The 25,584-nt window shown below is 32.3% G+C and carries 26 protein-coding genes; 15 read left to right on the forward strand and 11 right to left on the reverse strand.

What is annotated here, in order from left to right; all coding sequences use genetic code 11:
- Positions 1 to 30 precede the first annotated feature (30 nt).
- On the reverse strand, positions 31 to 708 hold the full coding sequence (locus N456_RS19290) for a hypothetical protein (RefSeq protein WP_062060738.1): 678 nt from the start codon (positions 706 to 708) through the stop codon (positions 31 to 33).
- 353 nt (positions 709 to 1,061) lie between these two features.
- Here N456_RS19290 and udk point away from each other — a divergent pair, with 353 nt between their 5' ends.
- The 5 genes from udk to scpA all read left to right on the forward strand — a co-directional run bounded on the left by udk (position 1,062) and on the right by scpA (position 6,529).
- A complete protein-coding gene (gene udk, locus N456_RS19295) occupies positions 1,062 to 1,670 on the forward strand; it encodes a uridine kinase (protein WP_062060741.1) in 609 nt (202 codons plus the stop codon).
- A 36-nt stretch (positions 1,671 to 1,706) separates the two neighbouring features.
- On the forward strand, positions 1,707 to 2,066 hold the full coding sequence (locus tag N456_RS19300) for an FtsB family cell division protein (RefSeq protein WP_420834731.1): 360 nt from the start codon (positions 1,707 to 1,709) through the stop codon (positions 2,064 to 2,066).
- A complete protein-coding gene (locus tag N456_RS19305; protein WP_240315561.1) occupies positions 2,029 to 3,432 on the forward strand; it encodes a methylmalonyl-CoA mutase subunit beta in 1,404 nt (467 codons plus the stop codon). The genes N456_RS19300 and N456_RS19305 overlap by 38 nt, the downstream gene beginning before the upstream one ends.
- 78 nt (positions 3,433 to 3,510) lie before the next feature.
- Complete coding sequence (locus N456_RS19310; RefSeq protein ID WP_062060749.1) at positions 3,511 to 4,137, forward strand: hypothetical protein; 627 nt, start codon at positions 3,511 to 3,513, stop codon at positions 4,135 to 4,137.
- A gap of 259 nt (positions 4,138 to 4,396) precedes the next feature.
- Positions 4,397 to 6,529: a methylmalonyl-CoA mutase gene (scpA, locus tag N456_RS19315; RefSeq protein ID WP_062060752.1), complete on the forward strand. Its 2,133-nt coding sequence runs from the start codon at positions 4,397 to 4,399 to the stop codon at positions 6,527 to 6,529.
- 169 nt (positions 6,530 to 6,698) lie between these two features.
- On the opposite strand, the gene N456_RS19320 is transcribed toward scpA, so the two are convergent.
- The gene (locus N456_RS19320; RefSeq protein WP_158447937.1) at positions 6,699 to 7,994 is read right to left on the reverse strand and encodes a DUF3472 domain-containing protein; all 1,296 of its coding nucleotides are present in this window, start codon (positions 7,992 to 7,994) and stop codon (positions 6,699 to 6,701) included.
- Between the two features lie 668 nt (positions 7,995 to 8,662).
- On the opposite strand from N456_RS19320, the gene N456_RS19325 reads away from it, so the two are divergent.
- Positions 8,663 to 10,117 (forward strand): S41 family peptidase, encoded by a 1,455-nt coding sequence (locus N456_RS19325; protein WP_062060755.1) that lies wholly within the window; start codon positions 8,663 to 8,665, stop codon positions 10,115 to 10,117.
- A 214-nt stretch (positions 10,118 to 10,331) separates the two neighbouring features.
- On the opposite strand, the gene N456_RS19330 is transcribed toward N456_RS19325, so the two are convergent.
- From N456_RS19330 to tssD, 6 genes are all read right to left on the reverse strand, one after another.
- On the reverse strand, positions 10,332 to 10,811 hold the full coding sequence (locus N456_RS19330; RefSeq protein WP_062060757.1) for a hypothetical protein: 480 nt from the start codon (positions 10,809 to 10,811) through the stop codon (positions 10,332 to 10,334).
- A 52-nt stretch (positions 10,812 to 10,863) separates the two neighbouring features.
- Positions 10,864 to 11,280, reverse strand: coding sequence for a hypothetical protein (locus N456_RS19335; RefSeq protein ID WP_062060759.1), 417 nt, complete (start codon positions 11,278 to 11,280; stop codon positions 10,864 to 10,866).
- A gap of 52 nt (positions 11,281 to 11,332) precedes the next feature.
- Positions 11,333 to 11,797, reverse strand: coding sequence for a hypothetical protein (locus N456_RS19340; RefSeq protein WP_062060761.1), 465 nt, complete (start codon positions 11,795 to 11,797; stop codon positions 11,333 to 11,335).
- Between the two features lie 690 nt (positions 11,798 to 12,487).
- Positions 12,488 to 12,916 (reverse strand): hypothetical protein, encoded by a 429-nt coding sequence (locus N456_RS19350; RefSeq protein WP_062060765.1) that lies wholly within the window; start codon positions 12,914 to 12,916, stop codon positions 12,488 to 12,490.
- Between the two features lie 3 nt (positions 12,917 to 12,919).
- A complete protein-coding gene (locus tag N456_RS19355; protein ID WP_062060768.1) occupies positions 12,920 to 14,176 on the reverse strand; it encodes a hypothetical protein in 1,257 nt (418 codons plus the stop codon).
- Between the two features lie 2 nt (positions 14,177 to 14,178).
- Positions 14,179 to 14,470 (reverse strand): type VI secretion system tube protein TssD (gene tssD / locus N456_RS25455; RefSeq protein ID WP_420834732.1); only part of this gene is annotated, 292 nt, incomplete at its 5' end.
- 870 nt (positions 14,471 to 15,340) lie between these two features.
- Between tssD and N456_RS19365 the strand changes: the two genes are divergently transcribed.
- The 9 genes from N456_RS19365 to N456_RS23830 all read left to right on the forward strand — a co-directional run bounded on the left by N456_RS19365 (position 15,341) and on the right by N456_RS23830 (position 22,857).
- A complete protein-coding gene (locus N456_RS19365) occupies positions 15,341 to 16,063 on the forward strand; it encodes a DUF6261 family protein (RefSeq protein ID WP_062060774.1) in 723 nt (240 codons plus the stop codon).
- A 67-nt stretch (positions 16,064 to 16,130) separates the two neighbouring features.
- On the forward strand, positions 16,131 to 17,012 hold the full coding sequence (locus tag N456_RS19370; RefSeq protein WP_062060777.1) for an SDR family oxidoreductase: 882 nt from the start codon (positions 16,131 to 16,133) through the stop codon (positions 17,010 to 17,012).
- A gap of 137 nt (positions 17,013 to 17,149) precedes the next feature.
- On the forward strand, positions 17,150 to 17,914 hold the full coding sequence (locus tag N456_RS19375; protein ID WP_062060780.1) for a ParA family protein: 765 nt from the start codon (positions 17,150 to 17,152) through the stop codon (positions 17,912 to 17,914).
- A gap of 6 nt (positions 17,915 to 17,920) precedes the next feature.
- Positions 17,921 to 18,829 carry a ParB/RepB/Spo0J family partition protein gene (locus tag N456_RS19380; protein WP_062060782.1) on the forward strand — a complete coding sequence of 303 codons (909 nt, stop codon included), beginning with the start codon at positions 17,921 to 17,923 and terminating at the stop codon, positions 18,827 to 18,829.
- A 22-nt stretch (positions 18,830 to 18,851) separates the two neighbouring features.
- Positions 18,852 to 19,439 (forward strand): DUF5683 domain-containing protein, encoded by a 588-nt coding sequence (locus tag N456_RS19385; RefSeq protein ID WP_240315562.1) that lies wholly within the window; start codon positions 18,852 to 18,854, stop codon positions 19,437 to 19,439.
- Positions 19,440 to 19,484: 45 nt separating this feature from the next.
- Positions 19,485 to 20,183: a 4-hydroxy-tetrahydrodipicolinate reductase gene (gene dapB / locus N456_RS19390; protein ID WP_062060788.1), complete on the forward strand. Its 699-nt coding sequence runs from the start codon at positions 19,485 to 19,487 to the stop codon at positions 20,181 to 20,183.
- A 56-nt stretch (positions 20,184 to 20,239) separates the two neighbouring features.
- Positions 20,240 to 21,808, forward strand: coding sequence for a signal peptidase I (lepB, locus tag N456_RS19395; protein WP_062060790.1), 1,569 nt, complete (start codon positions 20,240 to 20,242; stop codon positions 21,806 to 21,808).
- Between the two features lie 135 nt (positions 21,809 to 21,943).
- Positions 21,944 to 22,543, forward strand: coding sequence for a WbqC family protein (locus tag N456_RS19400; RefSeq protein WP_082422599.1), 600 nt, complete (start codon positions 21,944 to 21,946; stop codon positions 22,541 to 22,543).
- A 5-nt stretch (positions 22,544 to 22,548) separates the two neighbouring features.
- Entirely contained in the window at positions 22,549 to 22,857 is a 309-nt protein-coding gene (locus N456_RS23830; RefSeq protein ID WP_082422600.1) for a DUF6122 family protein, read from the forward strand.
- Positions 22,858 to 22,917: 60 nt separating this feature from the next.
- Here N456_RS23830 and N456_RS19405 read toward each other — a convergent pair whose 3' ends face one another.
- The 3 genes from N456_RS19405 to N456_RS19415 are packed head-to-tail and all read right to left on the reverse strand — an operon-like array spanning position 22,918 to position 25,584.
- Positions 22,918 to 23,934 (reverse strand): endonuclease/exonuclease/phosphatase family protein, encoded by a 1,017-nt coding sequence (locus N456_RS19405; RefSeq protein WP_062060796.1) that lies wholly within the window; start codon positions 23,932 to 23,934, stop codon positions 22,918 to 22,920.
- Between the two features lie 5 nt (positions 23,935 to 23,939).
- Positions 23,940 to 24,830, reverse strand: coding sequence for a rhomboid family intramembrane serine protease (locus N456_RS19410; protein WP_062060799.1), 891 nt, complete (start codon positions 24,828 to 24,830; stop codon positions 23,940 to 23,942).
- A gap of 1 nt (position 24,831) precedes the next feature.
- Entirely contained in the window at positions 24,832 to 25,584 is a 753-nt protein-coding gene (locus N456_RS19415) for a rhomboid family intramembrane serine protease (protein WP_062060802.1), read from the reverse strand.

The following is a 25,584-nucleotide window of genomic DNA, read 5'->3' on the forward strand; positions in this document are numbered from 1 at the left end:
AATCAATTTAGATCATCACTGATATAAAATTTAATCATCGAGCCAGATCATACATATTATATTACGATCTACTCCTATTATCGCAGAAACTGGAGCTACATCATCAAGTCCTTCTGGAGTATTATTAATAAAAAAACGAGTGTGTTTTATATCAAATAATTGTCCTAAAAATAGTTTTTGAAGATAGCTATAATCTTCAAAATTTATAATGCTCTTTCCATTATAATCATATGATACTGTTTCTGATTTAAAAAAATCATTAACTTGTTTTTTTATCAAGGGATCTTTTGCATAAAGACCATCAAGTGTTTTTATATTTAACCTGGATAACAAACAGCTAATTTCATTACGATTATAATGCTGTCTTTCTTTAATTTCTTTTATAGATTTTGAAATCATTTGATGAAGTACTATTTCATGCGCTTTATGTTCTGCAAGTTCCCAATAACCATCTAAGAGATCATAATAAGGCGTAGTCTCTGGTGTACAATACTTTAATTTCTTTAAAAAACAATCTCTAAGTCGTATATGAGTTTCTATTGCATCTGGCATATTTATGTAACTATTCATCCCTTCTTGTTCCTCTTCATTGAGCCACTTAGTAGTTAGTACATCAATACTCACTGCTTTACACCAAGCAACGCTTAGATCATAATGATATACAAATTTCATTATCTCTTCTATATGATCTTTATAATTTTGACTCATATTTTACAATAATCAGATAGACATTTATTTATAATTTAATAGGATATGCTCAAAAAAAAATATTCTCATCTTATACTAAGATAAAGTAATGTAATAAATATTTAATTTGATAATTATAATCAATTTAATTTTTAATATTGATACTAACCATTACCCATCTTAATAATGAAACAAAAAGTTCTTTTGATCTAATAGGCGTTTTTGTTCCCAAAATTATTCTTTTAAAATATTGTTTTAATATTTTACTGTTTTATAATTCTAAAACTTTTATCTTCAATTACTCCAAAACTCAAAAACCACATTCTCTTTAAAACTCAAAAACAATCTTTAAATTTGCCAAAAAAAAACAGAAAATGCTCATTATAGGAATAGCCGGAGGAACAGGTTGTGGTAAAACCACCGTTGTTAATCAAATTGTAAACGAATTGCCAGAAGATGAAGTATGTGTCATTTCACAAGACTCCTACTATAAAGATACCAGCCATCTTACTTATGAAGAAAGAGTAAAAATAAACTTTGATCACCCACAATCTATAGATTTTGACTTACTAGGAACACATCTAATCGCGCTAAGAAAAGGAGAAACTATAGAACAACCTGTATACTCGTTTGTAGATCATAACCGTACTCACCAGACCATCCCAACAACACCTAGCAAAGTTATTATTGTAGAAGGAATTTTGATCCTTACCAATCCTCTAATTAGAGATATGTTTGATATCAAAATATATGTACAAACCGATAGTGATGAACGACTAATACGAAGATTAAAAAGAGATATTTCTGAGCGCGGTAGGGATATTGATGAGGTTATAGATCGATATCAAAATACATTAAAACCGATGCACCAACAATTCATAGACCCAACCAAAGAATTTGCTGATCTTATTATACCTAACAATAACTATAATAATGTCGCTATTGATATTGTACGTACAATTATTAAAGAACGCTTAGATTAACTTTTGTACCTTTACATCACTATATTTTCTAATAGATTGAAGCTAAAGCACTATTTTCAGAAACTAAAAAATACACCGGCATTAATACCTGTGTTTGCCATATTTTTAAATAAATATGTTCTTATTATTTTTCTATTTATAATCTGGATGCTGTTTCTGGATACGAATTCTTGGTTAATTCATAGAGAATTGGATCAAGAAATCCAAGAATTAAAAGATAATAAAGAATATTATGTGAAAGAAATTATAAAAGATCAAAAAAATATTAAAGTTTTAAAAGATAGTAGTGAACTAGAAAAATTTGCTCGAGAAGAATATTTTATGAAACGAGATGATGAAGAAATATACATCATCGAATATGAAGACAGTATCCCTAAAAACGAAAATGATGACTAAACCGCTATTTGAAAGTTTTGAAGAAGTTTCTGCAAAACAATGGAAACAAAAAATTCAATTTGATCTTAAAGGAGCTGATTATAATGAAGCTTTAATTTATAAATCTTTAGAAGGCATTGATATCAAGCCTTTCTATCATCAAGAAGATCTAATAAATATAGATAATCCAGTATCTCATCCTTCTTCATGGAAAAATGCTGTAAAAATACTAGTTGATGACCCAATCATAGGGCATCAAAAAGCATCAGAAGCTATAAAAAAAGGCGCTGAAAGTCTACATTTTGTAATCTCTAAAGAAGCTATTGATCCAAGAATAGTACTACAAAACAGTACTACAAAAATTGATATTTTTATACAGACCAATTTTATTTCACCCACTTATATTCAAAAACTAAGCGACATCGCTAAAGAGAAGGGACTGACGATTTATATCCTAACAGATATCATTGGCAATCTGGCAAGTACCGGAAATTGGTATCACAATCTAAAAGAAGATCATACACTACTAGATGAGATTGTTACAAAAACTCATCTTAATAGTTACATCCATATTGATATGGGATTATATCAAAACGCAGGTGCTACCATGGTACAACAGTTAGCATATGGATTAGCCCATGCTAATGAATACCTAAATCATTTTAACAATAAAACAAGTTCCCCTTTTACCAAAACACCAATAGTATTTAGTATCGCAATTGGGGGTAACTACTTTTTTGAAATTGCAAAATTAAGAGCTCTTAGAATCGTATGGAGTACATTAACCGAAGCCTACAATACACTCCCAGAATGTCATATTATAACGTCTCCATCACATAGAAATAAAACTATTCTGGATTATAATGTAAATATGCTACGTACTACCACAGAGTGTATGAGTGCAATATTAGGTGGTGCCGATACTATACAAAACCTACCCTATGATGATATCTATCATCTCGAAAATGATTTTGGAGCCAGAATATCCCTTAATCAACTATTAATATTAAAAAATGAAAGCTACTTTGATCTAGTATCTAACCCTGCTTCTGGATCTTATTATATCGAAAGTTTAACAGCTCAGATGGCAGAAAAAGCACTTCTATTATTTAAAAATATCGAAGAAGGTGGTGGGTTTTTACAACAACTAAAATCAGGTATCATTCAGAAAAAAATAAAAGAAAGCTCCAAAAAAGAACAAGAATTATTCGATGATGAAGAAATTATACTAACAGGAACTAATAAATACCAAAACCCCGAAGAACATATTCCCGAACTTCAGAAACCTGTATTTATTGAGAAAAACGTAAGAAAAACACTACTCCAACCCATTATAAAACAACGATTAAGTGAAGAAATCGAGAAAAAAAGCCTAATAAAACGTTAATATTTACCAACTTATTGTTAACTTCACGCAGATATAACACAATTAAGTTCATTTATTAACATTACTAAATCTAAATCAATGCCCCTTAAGATTGGATCTAGAACCATATTACTCTATTTATTAATCTGCGTAAATACTATTTACTCACAATCTATTGACAACTGCTTAAGAGTCGATGACACAGGTATTATAAAAAAAGCATATAACTCTTTTGAAAAAGATTTATTTGATTACTATAAATTTAGTAACGACTCTATAAAAACTTATCGAACTTTCTTAGCAGAAGTTGCCAGTTTATCATTAGATCTCAGAAAATTCCCTTCTATTAATTCTATACAATTAGCACGCGAGTTTAAAAAAAATGCAGATACTAAAAAATCACTCTGGATTAAGCTAAGTGAGTATGAGAGCCAAGAGGTAACAAAAAAAACATCCTCCACTACTTCTAAAAAAAATGAAAAAGAAATCCTAATCTTTAACTATCGAGGTGGGTTTATTCAATGTTTAAAAAACACGAGTAATAGTAATGACTTTAAAGAAATCATTACAACCCTAGAAAACGATGGAAATGTAAGCACCTCGTTAATTTCTCAAAAAGTGTACTACCTTATTGATAAAGAATTCTCGACTATAGAAGTCAAGAATTTTATCGCTTTTGATATCTACTACTCTATTTTGATGGTTATTGAAAAAGCTTTTAAGTAAACTACCTCTAAGCAAGCCCGAAGCATCCATCTGAAAAATATTTTTGGTATCGAGGCATAAAATACAACGTATTAAAATCTCACTTAATGAGCCTTTTTTTATCATATTCACTAATAAACTTAGACCTCAATCTATTTTTTTTGATAATAATCATTAATAAAACCTTAATTTTATGGCTTTATTAATGTATCATTTTAATACTACCAATTAAATAACACTAAATAATTTTATTTTATTGGTATATATGAGGCTTTGAGTAATGAATAGAAAAAACATACAACACATACAATTACCAAAAAAAAAGACACCCAATAGAACCGTAAAAACCTCAACATTTACCTCCTCAGAAGGTGTTTCTATTAAGTCTTCATATACTAAAGAAGATACTACAGAGGTAACACATCTCAATTTTTCTGCAGGAATCCCTCCTTATTTGCGGGGTCCTTACTCTACAATGTACGTTCGTAGACCATGGACCATACGGCAATATGCAGGATTTTCGACTGCAGAAGAAAGTAATGCTTTTTATCGTAGAAACCTTGCTGCAGGACAGAAAGGATTATCTGTAGCATTTGACCTCGCTACACACCGTGGGTATGATAGCGATCACGAACGTGTATTTGGTGATGTAGGAATGGCAGGAGTAGCAATCGATACAGTAGAGGATATGAAGGTTTTGTTTGATCAAATTCCATTAGATAAGATGTCTGTTTCTATGACGATGAATGGAGCAGTTCTACCCATCATGGCGTTTTATATTGTTGCTGCCGAAGAACAAGGTGTAGACAAGAACCTACTATCGGGTACAATACAAAATGATATTTTAAAGGAGTTTATGGTACGTAATACATACGTATATCCCCCTACTCCATCGATGCGTATTATAGGAGATATTTTTAAGTATTGCTCTAAGAATATGCCTAAGTTTAATCCTATCAGTATCTCAGGATATCATATGCAAGAAGCCGGAGCAACCTGTGATATAGAACTAGCATATACACTAGCTGATGGACTCGAGTATATTAGAAAAGGAATCGAGACAGGTATGGATGTTGATGCCTTTGCCCCACGTCTTTCTTTTTTCTGGGCAATCGGTATGAATCATTTTATGGAAATTGCCAAAATGCGTGCTGCTCGTATGTTATGGGCAAAACTCATCCAACAGTTCAACCCTAAAAATCCGAAATCTTTAATGCTACGTACGCATTGTCAGACTAGTGGATGGAGTCTCACTGCTCAGGATCCTTTTAACAATGTCGCACGTACCTGTATTGAAGCTAGTGCAGCTGCCTTTGGAGGCACGCAAAGCTTACATACTAATGCCCTAGATGAAGCCATTGCATTGCCTACTGATTTTTCTGCAAGAATTGCCAGAAATACACAAATATACCTGCAAGAAGAAACACAGATAACTCGTACTGTAGACCCATGGGCAGGAAGCTACTACGTAGAATCATTAACTAATGATATTGCTAAAAAAGCTTGGGAATTAATAGAGGAAGTTGAAAAACTTGGGGGAATGACAAAAGCAATTGAAGCAGGAATCCCAAAAATGCGAATAGAAGAAGCCGCTGCTCGCAAGCAAGCAAGAATTGATAGCGAACAAGATGTAATTATAGGGGTTAATAAATATAAACTAGAAGAAGAAGAGGCTATCAATACCCTAAAAGTAGATAATCAAGCCGTAAGAACCCAGCAAATAGAAGGGTTAATCAAAGTAAAAGCCTCTAGAGATGAGCAAGCTGTACAAAAAGCATTACAAAACTTAACCATCGCAGCAACAGATGATCAACAAAATCTACTTGCACTAGCTGTAGAAGCTGCAAGATTGAGAGCTACATTAGGAGAAATTAGTGATGCTCTAGAAAAAAAATTCGGAAGATATAAAGCTGAAATAAAATCATTTACAGGAGTGTATGCCAAAGAAATAAAAGACGATGCATCGTTTAATAAAGCCAGAGAATTAGCAAATCAATATGCCGAATTAGAAGGGCGAAGACCTAGAATAATGATTGCTAAAATGGGACAAGATGGTCATGATCGTGGAGCAAAAGTAGTTGCTACCAGTTATGCAGATGTAGGTTTTGATGTAGATATCGGACCACTATTCCAAACCCCAATTGAAGCTGCAAAACAAGCCGTAGAAAATGACGTACATATTGTAGGGGTATCTTCTCTAGCAGGAGGACATAAAACATTGGTTCCCCAAATTGTAACTGAATTAAAAAAATATGGAAGAGAAGATATTATGGTTATTGTAGGAGGAGTAATTCCACCAGATGATTATGATTTTCTTTTTGAAGCAGGAGCAGTAGCTGTATTTGGCCCTGGAACAAAAATAAGTGATGCCGCTATTACAATCTTAGAAATCTTAATCTCTACATTCGAGTAGAATGTATCTATTGGTATTATTTAGATCAATAATTTTTTAAAAAGAAGAGACTAAAGTACAAGCAATCTTATACTTCAGTCTCTTCTATAGAATTAAAGAACCTGATTCGTAAAAAAGTTAGTTATTTTTTATTGATATCTATTAAATACCTAAATTATATCTTCTTTTTTTACTGTACACTAAAGTATTGATCTAAAGAAACGTTATCATCAAAAAAACCGCAGTTTTCTAAAAAGAAAGCATTCCCTATAGTTCCTCCTCTGTAATCTAATCGTGATTTTTCTCTAGCAGTAGCATCAGCTGTAAACTTTGCTTTGTTAATCCTGTGCCATTGATCATTAGTATCTTGTACCCATTGATTAGAGAGACTTACTTTTCTGGATATATTCCCAGTACTAGTATCAAAGTTTTCTAAAAAAGAATAAAAATTCTGAAGATATGTAGTCGTATAAGGTCTTCTAAAAGAAGCTATAAGATACCAAACTCTTGTTTCTGGATCAAAGAATTTTGCAGTATAATCCGTTGTATTATTTATACTATTTGGCTTTCCTTCTAAGCGAAACTTATACGTTACTTCTGTTTTCCAATTAAAAACTTTATAGCTTTTTCCTCCAGAGCCTTCATTACCAAACTTTCCTGTAACAACACCTTCTCCTTTTTCGAGTAGTTTGATTTTGTAATCTTCAGGAATACTATTAGGATCATCTGTTGTATAAGGACTCCAAACAGAAAACAAAATTCTACGTTCATTTTTAGAATTTACCTGCATCCCAAAATAGCCTTCTTTAAAACCATTAACCATATAATAAGATCCTACAATATCATTGCCAGAAGGTACTGTAACCTCGGAATGAAAAATTTTAAACTCCTTATTTTTTGGTAAATCATATCCTAAATGTACAGAAGGTCCTCTTCTACCAAAATGAAAATCATCTTTTACAAAGAAAATATCTTGTATCGTATCACTATCTAGCAAAATAGTATTGACATCTCCTATATATACTCCGGTTTTTTCTATCCCTTGTATATCTACGTAATTGTACCCTTTTTTTGTTATACTAAAAGTGCCTACATCTATGTTCTGGTATCCTGTATTAGAGACTACTATTTCTTTAGACTGCCCAGCCAAAGATACTCTGATTTTAGAAACACCAGAAGGTACTTTAATCGTTAATCCTAGCTTCACATTTCCGGTGTTATTTACATGAAAATAAGTTCGTATAACATCCTCTAGCGCTATCCAGTTGTGTAATCCATGATCAAAAATAACATTGTTTTTAACATCACTTATTACCCAACTATTTCCTCCAATAGGAATTTCTGCAGTATACCTTTGAGTACTTTTTTGTAATCCTTTAGTTGTAGTAAAATCTTCTGTAACAAGATCCATATCCCTTGTACAGGATAGAAATACGATAGAACACAAAAGAATCTTGATGGTTGTTTTTAAAAATAAATTTTTCATTGTATTTGGGGTTTTCGAAAACATGTTTATATCTGCTCTCATTTATAAAATTAATTTACGGATCAGGTTTCTCCTTAATTTCAGCGTGCAAATAACCTCTTTTAAAAATCTTATGATGTTTAAAAAAAGTAAACTAATTATTATTTTAATGTGCCCTATCCCTAACTGGGTAATGGTCAAAAAACAATCGATTACAACCTTATATTTACTAGTGAAAATACACAAATTAAATGCCCATACCTAGATACAAATTTTACTATAACTTAAATAAATAAAGGCTTCTAAAGCTATAATTAGGTAACTATCAATTAGAATAAGTTAGAAATTCGTTTTTAATTTAATGTCTTTAAAAAAACCAATAACACTAGTATAAATCACACTTTTTGTTTTACTAATAATTAACAAAAAAATCACATTGATAAATAGGGTAATTCATGATTAAAATGTTGTTAAAAGATATAGGTAATCATTTTAACCCAAAACCACTACTTATGACTAATTATAAAGGCACTCTAATCTTACATACCTCTAGACTCTATATTTAATTAATAAAATTAAAACAGGTAGTACTGTTAGTAGCTCTTACCCTTTAAAACACTCATATTATCAATCAAAATATTCAAAAACCTGAGCTAAAAAAGCTCTAAAAATCATTTTAAATCAAGTTTATGAAAACAAAGATACTCTTCGGTACTTTATTACTTATTCAGTTTAGTTTTTCTCAAGAATTAGAAATTAATGAACTAACATATGACGATTATTTTAGTGATTTACAGGTTCTAAATAAAACTATAGAAGCACAACACCCTAACCCATATAAATATGTATCAAAAGAAGAGCAGCAAAAGAAACAAAGAATAGCTCTTAATCGTTTAAAAAAAGAACCTTCTTATCCAAAATTTCTACAAGCATTAAACCGATTTGGAGATGGTCATCTACAGTATGATTTTCCAGAAGAATTTATAGACAATAGTATTATGAAGTTTTCATTTTTCCCTTTTCCTGTACTGGTCAGAGAAGGAAAAATGTTTGTTAATTATAAAAACGGAGTGATTCCTTTTGGTAATCAAATCAGTAGTATACAAGGTACTTCTATAAAAAGTATTCTAAAAAAAATTAATGAACATGTCCATGGAGATGGGTATATTAACTCACATACAGAAGAGCAAGTATCCCTTAACTTCCCTTTTCTATATTCTTATTTTATGCATACAAAAACAACTATATTCTCAATAGAATATATTGATGATATTACCGGATTAAAAAAAACAATACAGATCCCTGCAATAGATTATTATGAAAATTATAGAAGAAATAGGCTTGCAATACATCCTGTAAATCAATTAGAAATTGCAGAGAACATACATGGTCGTTACTATCCTTCTAAAAAAACAGGAGTACTGACTGTTAACAGTTTTGATAGTAATGAAGCTTCTGCATACAAATCATATAGTAAATTCTTTAAAACAATAAATATAGAGGGGTATCAAACTGTGATAATAGATATTAGAAATAATACAGGGGGTGACCCTAATATTGCTGCCTTGTTATTTTCTTTTATTGTTGATCAAAATTTTAAAAACATTTTTAATTACCGAGTCAGCTCTATAAAAGTTAATTCAGAAAATTTAATGAATGATTATGGCAATCCTGCTGGGGAAAATGAAATTGAAGAATTTGAAAATTTCTTATACCAGCGTTTTAATTTAAATGAGAATATATATATCGGAAATGATCGTTTAAAAGAAGGCGTATTAGAAAACTTTCCTCCGGATAAAGACAACTTTAAAGGAGAGGTCTATGTCATTACTGGAGGACAAACTTTTTCTGCCGCGGTATATTTTGCTAAGTTATTCAAAAAATATAAACGAGGAACTGTGATTGGATTAGAGACCGGAGGAAATGAAAACACTACATTTGCAGGATATTTTCTAAACTATAAACTCCCAAAAACAAAACTAAAAGTACGAATCCCTATTGCTGAGCTATATTTTGATGATATCTCTGATACAAATCATGGAGTTTTACCTGATCGTATCATCCCTCTATCTCAATATATCAATTACCTAAAACAAGAAAAAGATCCTGAAATACAATATATTTTAGATCTAAAAGCTAAATAAAACTATCCCTATTAAACCCCGTACATTAAATATTTAATCTAATACCTCTTCATCGAGGAGGTATTAGGTTATAAATCACTCTAGGCGTTACATAAGTATTATCTCTGGCAAACTCCCTACTCTCTTGTAACATCTCTAGACGTAATCATACACTCTTCTTAATTAATACTTTGATCTAAATTTAACACTCTACCATATCCTCTAACATCACAGGTTAAGCACTTTTTTCTGTAAGTTGTATCCCAAACAATTCATCCAAAATTATTGGAGAAAAAGCTAAAAAGAGACATATAACTAAATAAACAAATAAATAAAAAGTACCTCTTCTTCGATCTTTTTTCTTTAAATGACTAAACTCGTCTACATAACTTATCCATTTTTTTTGGTACAAAAAAATAAAATAAAATAAAGCTCCAGTAAACAATATTGAGCCATATAAAATTGGTTCATCATAAGGGTCTCTTTTATAGTATGATTCAAGATTATCATTTAAACTAACATACGGAAAAAAAAAGTCCTTAAAAAAATAAGTTAACATTAGAAATAACAAGCCATGAAAAGTAGCTAAAAAAACAATCGAATTAAAATGTGCATCAGATCGATCACTTTTATAGGGTCGATACCAACTATAAGCGATATAAAAAAAATACCGTAGATATTTAGGAGCGCGTACTCTATCTAACCAGTTACTCATAGATTAAAATGTATTTCTTTAAATCGTTCAAAATCTTCTGTAATCTTTCTATCTACTTATAATAAGGAGACGTTTGCATAATTATCCAACCAGAAAAAATCAGTAATATTATTATGATGAATAAATAAACAGCTCCTTTTCTTCTATCTTTCTTCTTTAAATGTTCAAACTCTATTAAATAAAACTTCCATTTTTCTTTTTTATAAAATAAAATGTAATGACTCAAACCAATTATAAATACAATGATAAACGCGCCTATATTTCCATCAATTTTTTCAAAAAAATAATTACTAAAAAAAATAAATATGAAAGAGAACAAACCTATCATATGAAAAAAAGCTAAAAATAAAATTGTTGTTACTGGGGCTTCTTTACGTTCGCTTTTATACGATCTATAAAAAGAGTGTACGATATAAAAAAAATACCGTAAGTATTTAGGTGGACGTACTCTATCTAACCAGTTACTCATAGATTAAAATGTATTTCTTTAAATCGTTCAAAATCTTCTGTAATCTTTCTATCTATTTATAATAAGGGGAGGTTTGCATGATCATCCAACCAGAAGAAATAAAAAAAAGCATCATAATAAGTAAATAAATAAATAAATGAATAGCTTTTTTTCTTCTATCTTTTTTCTTTAGATGACTAAACTCTATAATATACGACTCCCATTTTCGATTAGAATAAAAACCATAATAGAAAAAAATACAATTTAAAGTAAAACCACATAAAAATGTTAATTTCAAATATGAATCCAATTTATATTCAGTCTGTATATCATTTAAATTTAGTGTGTTTATATAAAAAGAATATAAAAAGATAAATACTCCTAAAAAAAAGAACATATGACAAAAAGCTAAAAATAAAATAGCAGTCACTGGAGCTTCTTTACGTTCACTTTTATACGATCTATAAAAAGAGTATACAATATAAAAAAAACACCGCAGATATTTTGGTGGACGTGCTCTATCTAACCAGTTACTCATAGATTAAAATGTATTTTGTTTATAAATCACTCTAGGCGTTACATAAGTATTATCTCTAGCAAACTCCCTGCTCTCTTGTAGCATCTCTAGACGCATCTGATCCATAGGTTTACTATATAAAACATCAAATTCTGAACTATAATACTTTTTATGGGCTCTCGCCCAATCGTTACATTCTTATGTCATTTTATATATTTTAATATAGTCTAAGTATAATGTGGTGAGTTTTTTATTACAAAATAAAAACTTAATGGCAATAAGATCAAAAGAATAATAAAGAAATAAAGAAATAAATAAAGAGTTCCTCTCCTTCTATCTTTTCTATTTAAATGATTAAATTCATCAATATGACTTTTCCATTTTTTCTTATAAAGAAAAAAAAAGTAAAAAAATAAAAAAATTACAAAACAAATAAGGAATATTACCCCATTTTCATTAGCATTCCCATATAACTGATTTGTGTAAAAAATATTGAGAAAAATTAATAACAATAATCCTTTTGATACCCCCAAAATTATAATTGATGTATAATGTGCTTCTGAACGTTCACTTTTATAGGGTCGATACCAACTATAAGCGATATAAAAAAAATACCGTAGATATTTAGGTGGACGTACCTCTTCTAACCAGTTACTCATAGATTAAAATGTGTTTCTTTAAATCGTTCAAAATCTTCTGTAATCTTTCTATCTATTTATAATGAGGAGAAGTTTGCATAATCATCCAACAAGAAAAAATAAAAAATAGAATTATTATAAATAAATAAGTCAATAAATAAAGAGTGCCTCTTCTTCGATCTTTTTTCTTTAAATGACTAAACTCCTCGATATAAGATTTCCACTTTTTATTTTTAAAAAAAAGTATATAATGAATAACCCCAATAACTATAACTACCAATCCTATTGCTGTGCTTTTATCTAATCTTTCTAAAAAATATGTCCTAAAAAAAATAGATATAATCGATAAAAGAACTAAAATATGAATTGTAGCTAAAAAAACAATCGAATTAAAATGTGCATCAGATCGATCACTTTTATAGGGTCGATACCAACTATAAGCGATATAAAAAAAATACCGTAGATATTTAGGAGCGCGTACTCTATCTAACCAGTTACTCATAGATTAAAATGTATTTTGTTTATAAATCACTCTAGGCGTTACATAAGTATTATCTCTGGCAAACTCCCTGCTCTCTTGTAGCATCTCTAGACGCATCTGATCCATAGGTTTACTATATAAAACATCAAATTCTGAACTATAATACTTTTTATGGGCTCTCGCCCAATCTTCTGTAATCTTTCTATCCAACTCATTAGGGGTATACCCACTAGGCTGACCCCAGTCGCCAAATACCCCTCCCATACTCATCAAAAAATAAGTGCCAGAGATTGCCCAGCCAAACCCTGGGACAAAGGCTATAACTCCCATCGTAATATCTAGTGCGTTTTTTCCAACTACTCCCCATTTATTAGAATCATTTCTATCCAAAGCATCAATTATATTATATCCAGAAATCGCTACAGAAATCCCAAAGCAAATTTTCCCAATTTTTGGAGAAAACGGTTTTGCCTTATCCCCTCTTACTTTTGCCCAGTGGTGGCTGGTTTTAAGGCTTTGGCGTACAAAACCATTTTTTGCTTCTAAGATCTCTTGGTAGCTATGCCATCCGCCATCTAGGCTTTTCCATTGTATCCCCGGTAGTCCTTGCATATTTAAAAACGAGTGATTGTAATGCTGGGTCATAAAATAGGCATTAAGTGTACCAGCACTCTTACCTACCATACCTGATCCCGATTTTACAATCCCCAGAAAAGGACTCTGGTACTGCATCTCTCGCCAATCCTCCTCTAAGGAACCCCAGCGGAGGTTATCTAACAGCATCAGATCTTGCTTAGTAATCTCGTGATCGATATAAAACAGGCGTTTGCCATACTCGGGATCATAGGCAGAGACATGTATCGCAGGCTCATTATCGCTCTCCATACTACGCTCTATAGTAATAGAAATTTCTGATCTTTTAGAAAATAATACCCACGATTGACTATCCCTATCATAGATACGATAACCATTGCTATGCTCCTCGATATAGCGATTGCGTAGCTCCTCATCAGATAGGGTATTGGGATCATCTATAGCCCCCATTGCCATCTCATAGGCACTTCGGGAGACACTATCATCATAGCCATGCATTGCCAGATCTACCTTATATAAAGCTTCTGATAGCTGAGTGCGGGTGGCATCTATCTCTCGTTCGAATGCATGTGCTAACTGGGCTGCACTACCAGAACCACTGCTATTGCTATATCGGGCTGCTCTATTCAGTGCCTCGCTAAGAACACCATCTAACTCCTCTAGGGTTTCATTACACGTATAACTCATAATTATGCACTTTTGGTTGGCCAGTTATTAGTATGTGTCACTCCATTAAATAGGATGCTCTGAGCAGAAATTTTTAATTTTATACGTACCTGCTTACTACTTACTGAATTGTACTGACCTCCCAGTCGACCACAATAGGCATCTCTAAACTCTATAGTAAGTAATGATCCCATACCATCGTGTCGGTTAAAAATTACTTTACCACTCTTAGTCTGGGTAGGGCTTATCATCCACTCTAATAGATCCGTACTTTTTTCTAGATCAATCGTTACCATAATGATTCCCCCTCTAGGTNCATAGGTAACGCTACACTGCAGATAATAGTATGGATGTCTAAGATCGTATACTCCTTATAAGCTATCATATAAAAAAATAATGTATTAGTATAAAGTGGTAACAACTTTATCTATACCGTTCTCTAATTGCCAAATTACTTATGGGGTAGGAACAAAAGTAACGATTGGCAATGTATATTATATCGGACTAAAGTAGTAAAGGGAAATAGAAGAAACAACTGCTATGCTTCTTTTTCGATAAAGTACTTATTGTAGGGATACGCTACTATAGCATCCTCGTATGACTATGATACACTACCCTTAGCAAAAATAGCTTGTCAGAGGTTTCTGATAAATGGCCCATTAGACGTTAGAAATTGCCCGTTTAATGTATAAGAAGATAAAAATACAGTTCCTGACACGCTAAACTGCCTAAAAAGTACTCATCGGGGGTTCCCGATTGGCTGAACTGCCTAAAAACAGCGCGTCGGGAACTCCCGATTCGTAGAACTGACCAAAAACAGCTCATCGGGAACTCCCGATTGGCTGCCCTGAGTAAAAACAGCGCGTCGGGAACTCCCGATTGGTTAAACTGACTAAAAACTAGCAACCGGAAATTCCGATTGGTTAAATTGACTAAAAAATACTCATCGGAAGCAATAATTGATTAAAATAAGTAAAAACGACTTATCAGAAGAATTAGAGATCCAGAGCTTACTAAAAACATGTAACAACTAAAAAAAATAATTTTTTCTTAAAAAAAAGGTAACAATATCGAAACGTAGCACATTAACTAATAAAAAACTGTATCTCCATTCCTTTTTTATGTATCATAAAAAAATGGCTTGTAGATATATGTATCATATAGTAATCCATAATTCATTCATAAATGATAGAAACAATAGATATTTCCAAACTACGTAATGATGAGTACATCCAATTCATCACCGATATTATTAGTATTAGTAAAAATGAACGTGCTGTAGTAGAATTGATCAGAGATCAATTAACACCAATAGAAAATCACAAAGAAGAACTAGATACCGTTTTTAAAAAACAATTAGGGAGCGACACCTCTGATTATCTAAAGGAGTTAGACCAGCATAGAGATTTTGCTACTATAGGTATCAAAAAAGTTATCGAAGGATATGCCTATCACTATGCCCCTGAGATAAAAGAAGCTGCCAACCTTTTATTAGATAACATGTCTAAATACGGTTCTCAGATCTATACCCAGAACTATCAGGCACAGACCACCACAACCCGTAATTTAATTAATGACTGGACTACAGATACCAATCTAAATAATGCGATACAAACATTACATCTCACTAATTGGGCATTAGAATTAGATACTGCCAATAAGAACTTTAACACCACCTACCTTGATCGTAATACAGAACTATCAAAAGCTAGCGAAACCAGTGTTACCAGTCTTAGAAAAGAAGCTGCTACTCATTACAAAACTCTAATCGCACATATCAGTTCTCATGCCACACTACATGCTACAGATGCTCTTAATAGCCTTGTAGAACAAATTAATACCTTAGTTAATCAATACAGTAAATTACTTATCAACAGAAGTAACCGACAGAGTAACGATAACGAGTGAGTTAATTCTAAAAAACCTATGCGCGCATAGGTTTTTTTAATACTTTAGCAAAAAAACGACTCATACTATGAACTATACAGATAAAATGCTTCGTGATGGAGCGCTAAAAGGAAAAAACATTGTGGTAACTGGTGGGGGCAGTGGACTAGGAAAATCCATGACTCGTTATTTTCTAGAGTTGGGCGCTAATGTAGCGATTACCTCTCGTAACTTAGAGAAATTACAAAACACCGCAAAAGAATTAGAAGCAGAAACCGGAGGTACATGTTTACCCGTACAATGTGATGTAAGAGAATATGAGCAGGTAACTGCTATGAGAGATCAGGTTCTAGAAGCCTTTGGATCTGTAGACGTACTTCTTAATAATGCTGCAGGAAACTTTATATCCCCTACCGAGCGATTATCACATCGTGCTTTTGATACCGTTATTGATATTGTGCTTAAAGGAACTAAAAACTGTACACTTGCCTTTGGTAAACATTGGATCGATACGAATTATAAAAACACTGTAGTTCTTAATATTGTCACTACCTATGCATGGACAGGATCTGCATATGTTGTTCCTAGTGCTACGGCAAAAGCTGGTGTTTTAGCAATGACCAGATCCTTAGCTGTAGAGTGGGCAAAATACGGAATGCGCTTTAATGCCATTGCACCAGGGCCTTTCCCTACTAAAGGAGCATGGGATCGTTTACTCCCAGGAGATTTAAAAGATAAGATAGATATGGCAAAACAAGTTCCTCTAGCACGTGTAGGTGATCATCAAGAGCTTGCTAACCTAGCAGCCTATCTAGTTTCTGATTTTTCTGCCTATGTTAATGGAGAAGTAGTAACACTAGATGGTGGTGAGTGGTTAAAAGGTGCCGGACAGTTTAACCTTCTAGAACAAATCCCAGAAGCAATGTGGGATCAGTTAGAAGCAATGATCAGAGCCAAAAAAAACAAGTAGTTATTAACAATAATAAAAGCACATTAGGCTACCCACAATAAGGGTAGCCTTTTTTTATTGACAACTGTTAACATTTTTCGTTTTTATAATATATAATTAATTGTATTTTTATCGCTAATAAATCCAAATCTCCCCATATGGGTAAAATAATAGCAATTGCCAATCAAAAAGGAGGAGTAGGTAAAACTACGACCTCTGTTAATTTAGCAGCTTCTTTAGGAGTTTTAGAAAAGAAAGTACTATTGATCGACGCCGATCCACAAGCCAATGCCACATCGGGATTGGGATTAGATGTAGAAACAATCGAAAAAGGTACCTACCAGATTCTAGAACATACCGTAAAACCAGAAGACACTGTTTTAGAAACTAGCGCTCCAAATGTGCATATTATTCCGGCACATATTGATTTGGTAGCCATAGAAATCGAACTTGTTGATAAAGAACAACGAGAGTATATGTTAAAAAAAGCGCTCGAAGAGATCAAATCACACTATGATTATATTCTTATAGACTGTGCTCCATCGCTTGGGTTATTAACCCTAAATGCGTTAACAGCTTCGGATTCGGTTATTATCCCTATCCAGTGTGAGTATTTTGCATTAGAAGGATTAGGTAAACTGCTAAATACCGTAAAAAGTGTTCAAAAAATACATAATCAAAGTTTAGATATAGAAGGATTACTACTTACTATGTATGACTCTAGATTACGATTATCAAATCAAGTCGTAGAAGAAGTTCAGAAACACTTTAATGAAATGGTCTTTAAAACAATTATACAAAGAAACATTCGCTTAAGTGAAGCACCTAGTTATGGTGAGAGCATAATTAATTATGATGCCTCTAGTAAAGGTGCTAGTAATTATTTAAGTTTGGCACAAGAAATTATTAAGAAAAACACGTAAAGATTCATGGCGAAGGCAGTAAAAAAACAAGCACTAGGAAGAGGATTATCAGCCTTATTAAAAGATCCTGAAAATGATATAAAATCTGTAGAAGATAAAAATGCAGATAAAGTAGTTGGTAATATTATAGAATTAGAACTAGACAGTATTGATGTTAACCCATTCCAACCTCGTACTAGTTTTAATGACGAAACATTACGAGAGCTTGCAACTTCAATAAAAGAAATTGGCGTTATACAACCCATCACAGTTCGTAAATTAGATTTTAATAATTATCAACTCGTAAGTGGTGAGCGTCGTTATAGAGCCTCTAAACTAGTTGGATTAAAAACAATACCCGCCTATATACGTATAGCTGATGACCATGAGTCATTAACAATGGCACTGGTAGAAAATATCCAACGACAAGATTTAGATCCCATAGAAATCTCATTATCATATCAGCGCCTAATTGATGAGATTAACCTTACCCAAGAGCAATTAAGTGACCGAGTAGGTAAAAAAAGATCTACCATAGCTAATTACCTCAGATTATTAAAACTAGACCCTATTGTACAAACAGGGATACGAGATGGTTTTATATCTATGGGACACGGTAGAGCCTTAATCAATATCGAAGATCAACAAAAACAACTCGATATCTATGAATCCATTATAGGAAAATCATTATCTGTTAGAGATACAGAAAAATTAGTACGCTCATTAAACAACCCATCAGAAACACCATCCAAAGAAACTGGAGCAACAACGATATTACCAAGACATATTTCTAAAGGAATTAAAGAGTTTTCTGATTACTTTGGCGCAAAAATTGATATAAAAGTCTCCAACAAAGGAAGTGGTAAATTGATCATACCATTTTCATCAGAAGAAGATTTTAAACGTTTAAAGAAACTTATAAATAGTGAAGACTAGATTCTTTTATATTACTTTTTTTGTGATACTTTCAATTCAGAGTACTTTTTCTCAGGAAAATGAAGAATTAAAAGTAACTACAGAGAAGGTCGCCGTAAAAAAGAAAAAAAAGGAGAAAAAAAAGGAGAAAAAAAGCAAGATCCGACCTTATGAGCCCTTGGCTCCTGCTCGGGCAGCGTTTTACTCTGCCATAATCCCTGGACTCGGACAAGCATATACTAAAAAGTATTGGAAAATCCCTATCGTATATGCAGCACTAGGAACCGGTATTTACTTCTATACCAGTAATAATGACAATTATAACCGCCTAAGAGATGCATATAAAAGACGATTAGCAGGTTTTACTGACGATGAATTTTATGGCTCTGGCACTACTCCCAGAATAAGTAATGAACAATTAATATCATTACAAGATCGATATCGCCGTGAGAAAGAATTATCTTTATTACTTACTGTAGGGATGTATCTTTTAAATATTGTAGATGCTAATGTAACAGCACATTTAATGCAATACAATATTACTGATGACCTCTCTTTTAAACCAAAACTAAACATTAATGAGTTTGACTATAAGCCTAATTATGTAATGTCGCTCAACTATAGCTTTTAAAAAAATACGTTTTTTAAAACTAGTAAACTATAATACTATCAAAATATGAAAATTGCACTACTAGGATATGGTAAAATGGGTAAAACCATAGAAAAAATTGCAATAGAAAGAGGTCACACCATAGTACTAAAGGTAGACAAAGACACAACAACATATACTCTAGGAGATGCGGATGTAGCCATAGATTTTAGTATTCCCTCTGCTGCTGTAGATAATATTACAAACTGTTTTAATGCTAATATACCTGTTGTATCAGGAACCACCGGTTGGCTAGATCACTATGATGCTATGATCAATCTATGTAAAGAAAAAAATGGAGGTTTTATTTATGCTTCTAACTATAGCTTAGGTGTCAATTTATTTTTTGAGCTAAATAAAAAACTAGCAAAAATGATGAGCCCACTAGAGGGTTATGACGTGAGTATGGAAGAAATTCATCATACCGAAAAATTAGATGCTCCTAGTGGTACTGCTATAACTCTTGCAGAAGGGGTTATTGAACATACCAATAAAAACACATGGCAACTGGATCATGGGGACCAACACACAATTGCAATCACCGCTAAAAGAATCGAAAAAATCCCAGGAACACACACTGTTACATACTCATCAGAGGTCGATGATATAGAGATTACACATACTGCCCATAATCGTAATGGATTTGCATTAGGGGCTGTTGTAGCCGCAGAATGGTTAAAAGACAAAACAGGAGTCTATGAAATGAAAGATGTTTTAGGACTATAAAAAGTGTAACACTTTATAAGTAACAACTACTTATATTAAAACAAATATATAAAAAAATGACACTAACAGAATGGCTTATTTTTTTCCTAGTACTACAAGTAATTCACTTTTTAGGAACATGGAAATTATACAAAAAAGCAGGTAGAAAAGCATGGGAAGCTATTATACCTGTATACAATGCCGTAGTTTTAATGAAAATTATAAATCGCCCATGGTGGTGGGTGATCTTACTATGTATACCAGTAATTAATGTAATCATGCTACCTGTTATCTGGGTAGAAACCATTAGAAGTTTTGGCAAGAATACAACTACAGATACCATTCTTGTTGTGGTTACCCTAGGGTTATATATCTACTATATAAACTACATGCTAGAAGTAACGCACATAGAAGATCGGAGTCTAAAACCCAAAACAGCGACAGGAGAATGGGTAAGCTCTATACTATTTGCAATCGTTGCAGCCACTATAGTACACACCTATTTTATGCAACCTTACACCATACCAACAGGATCACTAGAAAGAACATTACTAGTAGGAGACTTCCTATTCGTAAGTAAATTTCATTATGGTGCACGTACCCCTATGACCGCGGTATCGTTTCCTATGGTACATGATACTATCCCAAAACTAGGTGTAAAATCCTACTTAGAAAAACCACAGTACCCATATTTTAGGCTACCTGGTTTCCAAAAAGTAAAACGTAATGATATTGTAGTATTTAGCTGGCCAGTAGATACCGTACGTTATTTTAGAGATCAATCTGGTAAACACTACTACAAACCTATAGACAAAAAATCAAATTATGTAAAACGTTGTGTAGGTGTCCCTGGGGATTCATTAGCCGTAGTAGATGGATATGTACATATTAATGGTAAACGAACTCAATTACCTGATCGAGCACAATTACAATTCTCATACTCAGGAACCACTAAAGGAAATAACTTTAACTCACAAAGCATATATAATCGCTATAAAATAAAACTAGGCGAGTTTGGTTATAACAATACTCAGTTTAGTGCTGCAGGAATGACAGAAGATGCCGCTACTAGGTTTAAAAACCATCCTAACGTAGCAAGTATACAACGTAATGTAACCCCTAAAGGCGTAAAAGACTCTAATATATTCCCTAATAATGGTAAAGTAAATTGGAACTCTGATAACTTTGGAGCAATCTATATTCCTGAGGCTGGTAAAACAGTAAAAATGGATCTAAAAAGCTTCTCTTTATACCGAAGAATTATAGAAGTTTACGAAGGCTCCGAGATAGGAATCGAAAACAAACTATCTGTTAAAGGTACTCAAGTCCTTCTTAACAATACTCCTATAGATAGCTACACGTTTAAACAAGATTACTACTGGATGATGGGAGATAACCGTCATAATAGTGAAGATAGTAGAGCATGGGGATATGTACCTGCTAACCATATTGTAGGGAAACCTGTTTTTATATGGCTTAGTTTGGACTCTAATGCTAAAGGGTTGTTTAATAAAATACGATGGGAACGTATGTTTACTACCGTAGGAGGAAACGGAACACCAACATCTTATTTTAGATATTTCTTAATTCTACTTGCTGGATGGATTATATATCGCCAGTACCAAAAAAGAAAGAAAAAAGCATAAACAAACATAATTATTATAAAAAAATATACTTAATCCCGACTTAGGTCGGGGTTATAAAAATAGAACAGTATACCACTCGATACACTATGTGTATAAAAATTTATCATTATCATTAAAACAACCCTACTCCATCCTATGTATTTTGGTCCTATCGCAAATTATGTTGCTATAGCACAATCTGATGTACTACTTTTTGAAAATGAAGATAATTATCAAAAACAGACCTATCGTAATCGTACATATATTTATGGAGCTAATGGTAAACTTTTATTAACGATCCCTATAAAACATTCTAAAAAAGGAGTTAAGCAATTGTACAGAGACATCCGTATAGAAAATGATTTTCAATGGCAGTTATTACACTGGAAATCATTAGAAAGCGCTTATAGGACTTCTCCATTTTTTGAATATTATGAGGATGAATTTGTTCATTTATTTAAAAAACCAAAAGAATTCCTCCTAGATTTTAATTATGAATGTATGCAAGTAGTCATGGAGTGTTTACAGTTAGACATCCCTCTATCAAAAACAGACACCTATAATAAAGAACCTAAAGAAGCACTCGATCTAAGATATATTGTAAATGCTAAAAAGGAACAATCATACTCCATGCAGCCATATATTCAGGTTTTTGATGATAAGCAAGGGTTTATCCCTAATCTTTCTATTCTGGACTTACTGTTTAATGAAGGAACTAATGCCCTGACATATCTCGAAAATCAGTCAATTAGCTAGTACTAATGATCCGACCAATTATACACTATGGATTTCATTTTATAATCCCTTTATTGATCGCCGTACTTGTTTATCCAAAACAATGGAAAAAAGTGTATTTCATTTTTATAGGAGCAATGTTAATTGATCTCGATCATCTATTTGCTAATCCTATTTTTGATCCAAATCGATGCAGTATTGGGTTTCACTTTTTACATAGTTATTATGCTATTTTAGTATACTGTATTACGCTATGTTTTACTACAACTCGGATCATCGGAATAGCATTACTATGGCATATCATCACCGATCAGGTTGATTGCTGGATGATCTAAAAACCACTAAAAAGCTATAAAAACGCTATAAAGAAAGGTAGTAACTATTAATAATTAATACTACAACCTAATTTGTGTTGAAATTGGGTAATGATCAGACAGTTCTAGATCATGATTATGAAAGCTCAATACTTCAAACTCTTCAGGTACTAGAATAAAATCAATACGTGCAGGAAATAATTCAAACTTAAATGTTTTTCCAAATCCTTTTCCTGCTTCCTTAAAAGTATCTTGTAAGTTTTCTGACTTAATCTTATCATATACATATGAATATGCTGTATTATTAAAATCTCCCATTACAATATTCTTATATGGAGAAGATTTCATATGTGTAATCAGTTCTTCTGCTTGGCTTTGCTGTTTTTTAAAAGAAACCCCTATACGTTTTAGTAATTTTTGCGAATCCTCTTTGGCAAGTTCATCTGTTTTAGAACTAATTCTATGAGATTGCAAATGAATATTGTATACTCTAACGGTATCTCTAGGTAACACTACATCTGCAAAGATTACATTGTTTGCTGTTTTTTTAAAACTTAAAGAGCCTTTATTTATAAATGGATATTTAGAAAATATTACTAAAGCTAATTCTCGGCTATTATGATTAAAATAATCATATTTATAGCGGTATTGACTAAAATCAATATCCGGATTATTATAAAACTCCTGAGTACAAAGGATATCTGGGTTTTGCTGTTTTACCAATTTAGAAATATCCTGAGGGATCGTTTCTGAATCAATCCAATCAAAACGATTAAAACTATGTACATTATAACTCATTAATGAGATACTCTCCTCTACTTCACCTACTGACTTACCACTTAGTTTATATAACGAAGAAACATGTGAAATCCCTAAAATCAAAACAATAAGAGAAAGAAGTACTCTTTTACTCAATATCAGCGCCCAATACAATAAAAACAGTGTATTAATAACAATCAAAATTGGTACTGCTAAACTTAAAACCGATAATAACGGAAACATTTTTGGGGAAACATAAGGCAGTAGATATGATAATAACAACGCAAAAGCTGCTATAGAATTCATTAAAAAAATAAGCTTATTGATTATTTTTCTCATAACTACTACTCTCTTCCTGCTTTAAACAAAAAATCTTTTTCTTGTTTAGTTAGGCTATCGTATCCACTTTTACTAATCTTATCTAATATAGCATCTATTTGCTTTTGATTTGGTTGATTCGCTGTAGAAGTTGTCGTACGTTCAGTAGTTTTAGTAGTTGTTTTTGATTTATGAACTGTTCGCAAAGGACTTTTCTTTTTAGGCTTAAATAGGTTTATCAATTCGTCCATTAGTTTTTCAAACCAAGCACCTATATCTTTTCCTTTTTTTAATTGTACTGCATACGCATATCCAAATATAGCTCCTCCTATATGTGCTATCATACCTCCTGCGTTTCCTGTAGTAGGAGATTGATTTGGCAATTGGATTAAATCTAGAAGCACCATAAACACTCCTATCTGCCATAATTTTACTGTAAACATAAATATCCTAACTTCTGCATTAGGTGTATATGATGCTATAAAAATTACTATTGCTAGAACTGCTGCAGAAGCTCCTAATAAATAACCTGATTTACCACTAAGAACTGGTAATACATTGTATGCTAGTACAAATAGCAGTCCTCCACAAATCCCTCCTAGTAGATATATCGTAAGAAATCTTTTCTCTGTAAACAAGTTTAAAACATACCGCCCAAACCAGTATAACATCAGCATATTCCAAAAAATATGTCCAAAACCAAAATGTAAAAAACTATAGGTTACTACTCCCCATACCTGAACAATAAAAGCATCTAATGCTGCTGGTAACACAAACCATTCCATCAATACACCAGGAGTAGTTTTAAACATCCAAGAGCCTAGTGTTGCAAATAAAAACAATGCTGTATTAATTACAATAAGCTTAATAGCAATACTAGCTGTTTTAAACTGATATAAAAGGTTATTTGCTGCCATATTAATCCCAACGATGCTGATTAAACGAATTTTTTTTCCAATACCACATAGTAATAAAACCAATTACTGCTCCTCCAATATGTGCCCAATGTGCTACATTGGATGGACCTAAAATAGCTTGTCCTGTTATTCCAGAGTATAAATCAAACAAAAAATATCCACCTATCAAATATTTAGCCTTGATAGGAATAGGAATAAACATAATATATAATGGCAAATTAGGGTATATTACTGCAAATGCTGCTAAAATACCAAAAATAGCACCTGAAGCTCCAACCATAGGCGTATGATATGCATTCTTAAAGTTTTCTATAGTATCCTCGGACGCTTTTATATCGTAATTCGATAAATTTAAATTAGAAGTTCCTCTAAACAAATCAAGTATTTGTTCTCCTGATATCCCTGCATCTAAAAAAGCTTGATACCCTGGTTGAAATTGAAAATAGGTAAACAACAATTGAAATCCAACTGCTCCTAAACCTGACGAAAAGTATATGAAAAGAAATTTTTTCTGGCTTATAGAGTTTTCTAAATGACTCCCAAACATATATAAAGCAAACATATTAAAAAAAATATGCCCCATATCACCATGCATAAACATATGTGTAACAATCTGCCATAACTGAAAGTTATCATTTTTAGGATACCAGAGTGCAAATAAATTAAATGCTGTATTTCCTAGAGTTAATGACCCTATAAAAAAAATAACATTTATGATCAGTACTACTTTTACTGTTTCGGTAATTCTCCCCAT

The sequence above is a fragment of the Aquimarina longa SW024 genome, from assembly GCF_001401755.1.
GTDB classification, from domain to species: Bacteria; Bacteroidota; Bacteroidia; order Flavobacteriales; family Flavobacteriaceae; genus Aquimarina; species Aquimarina longa.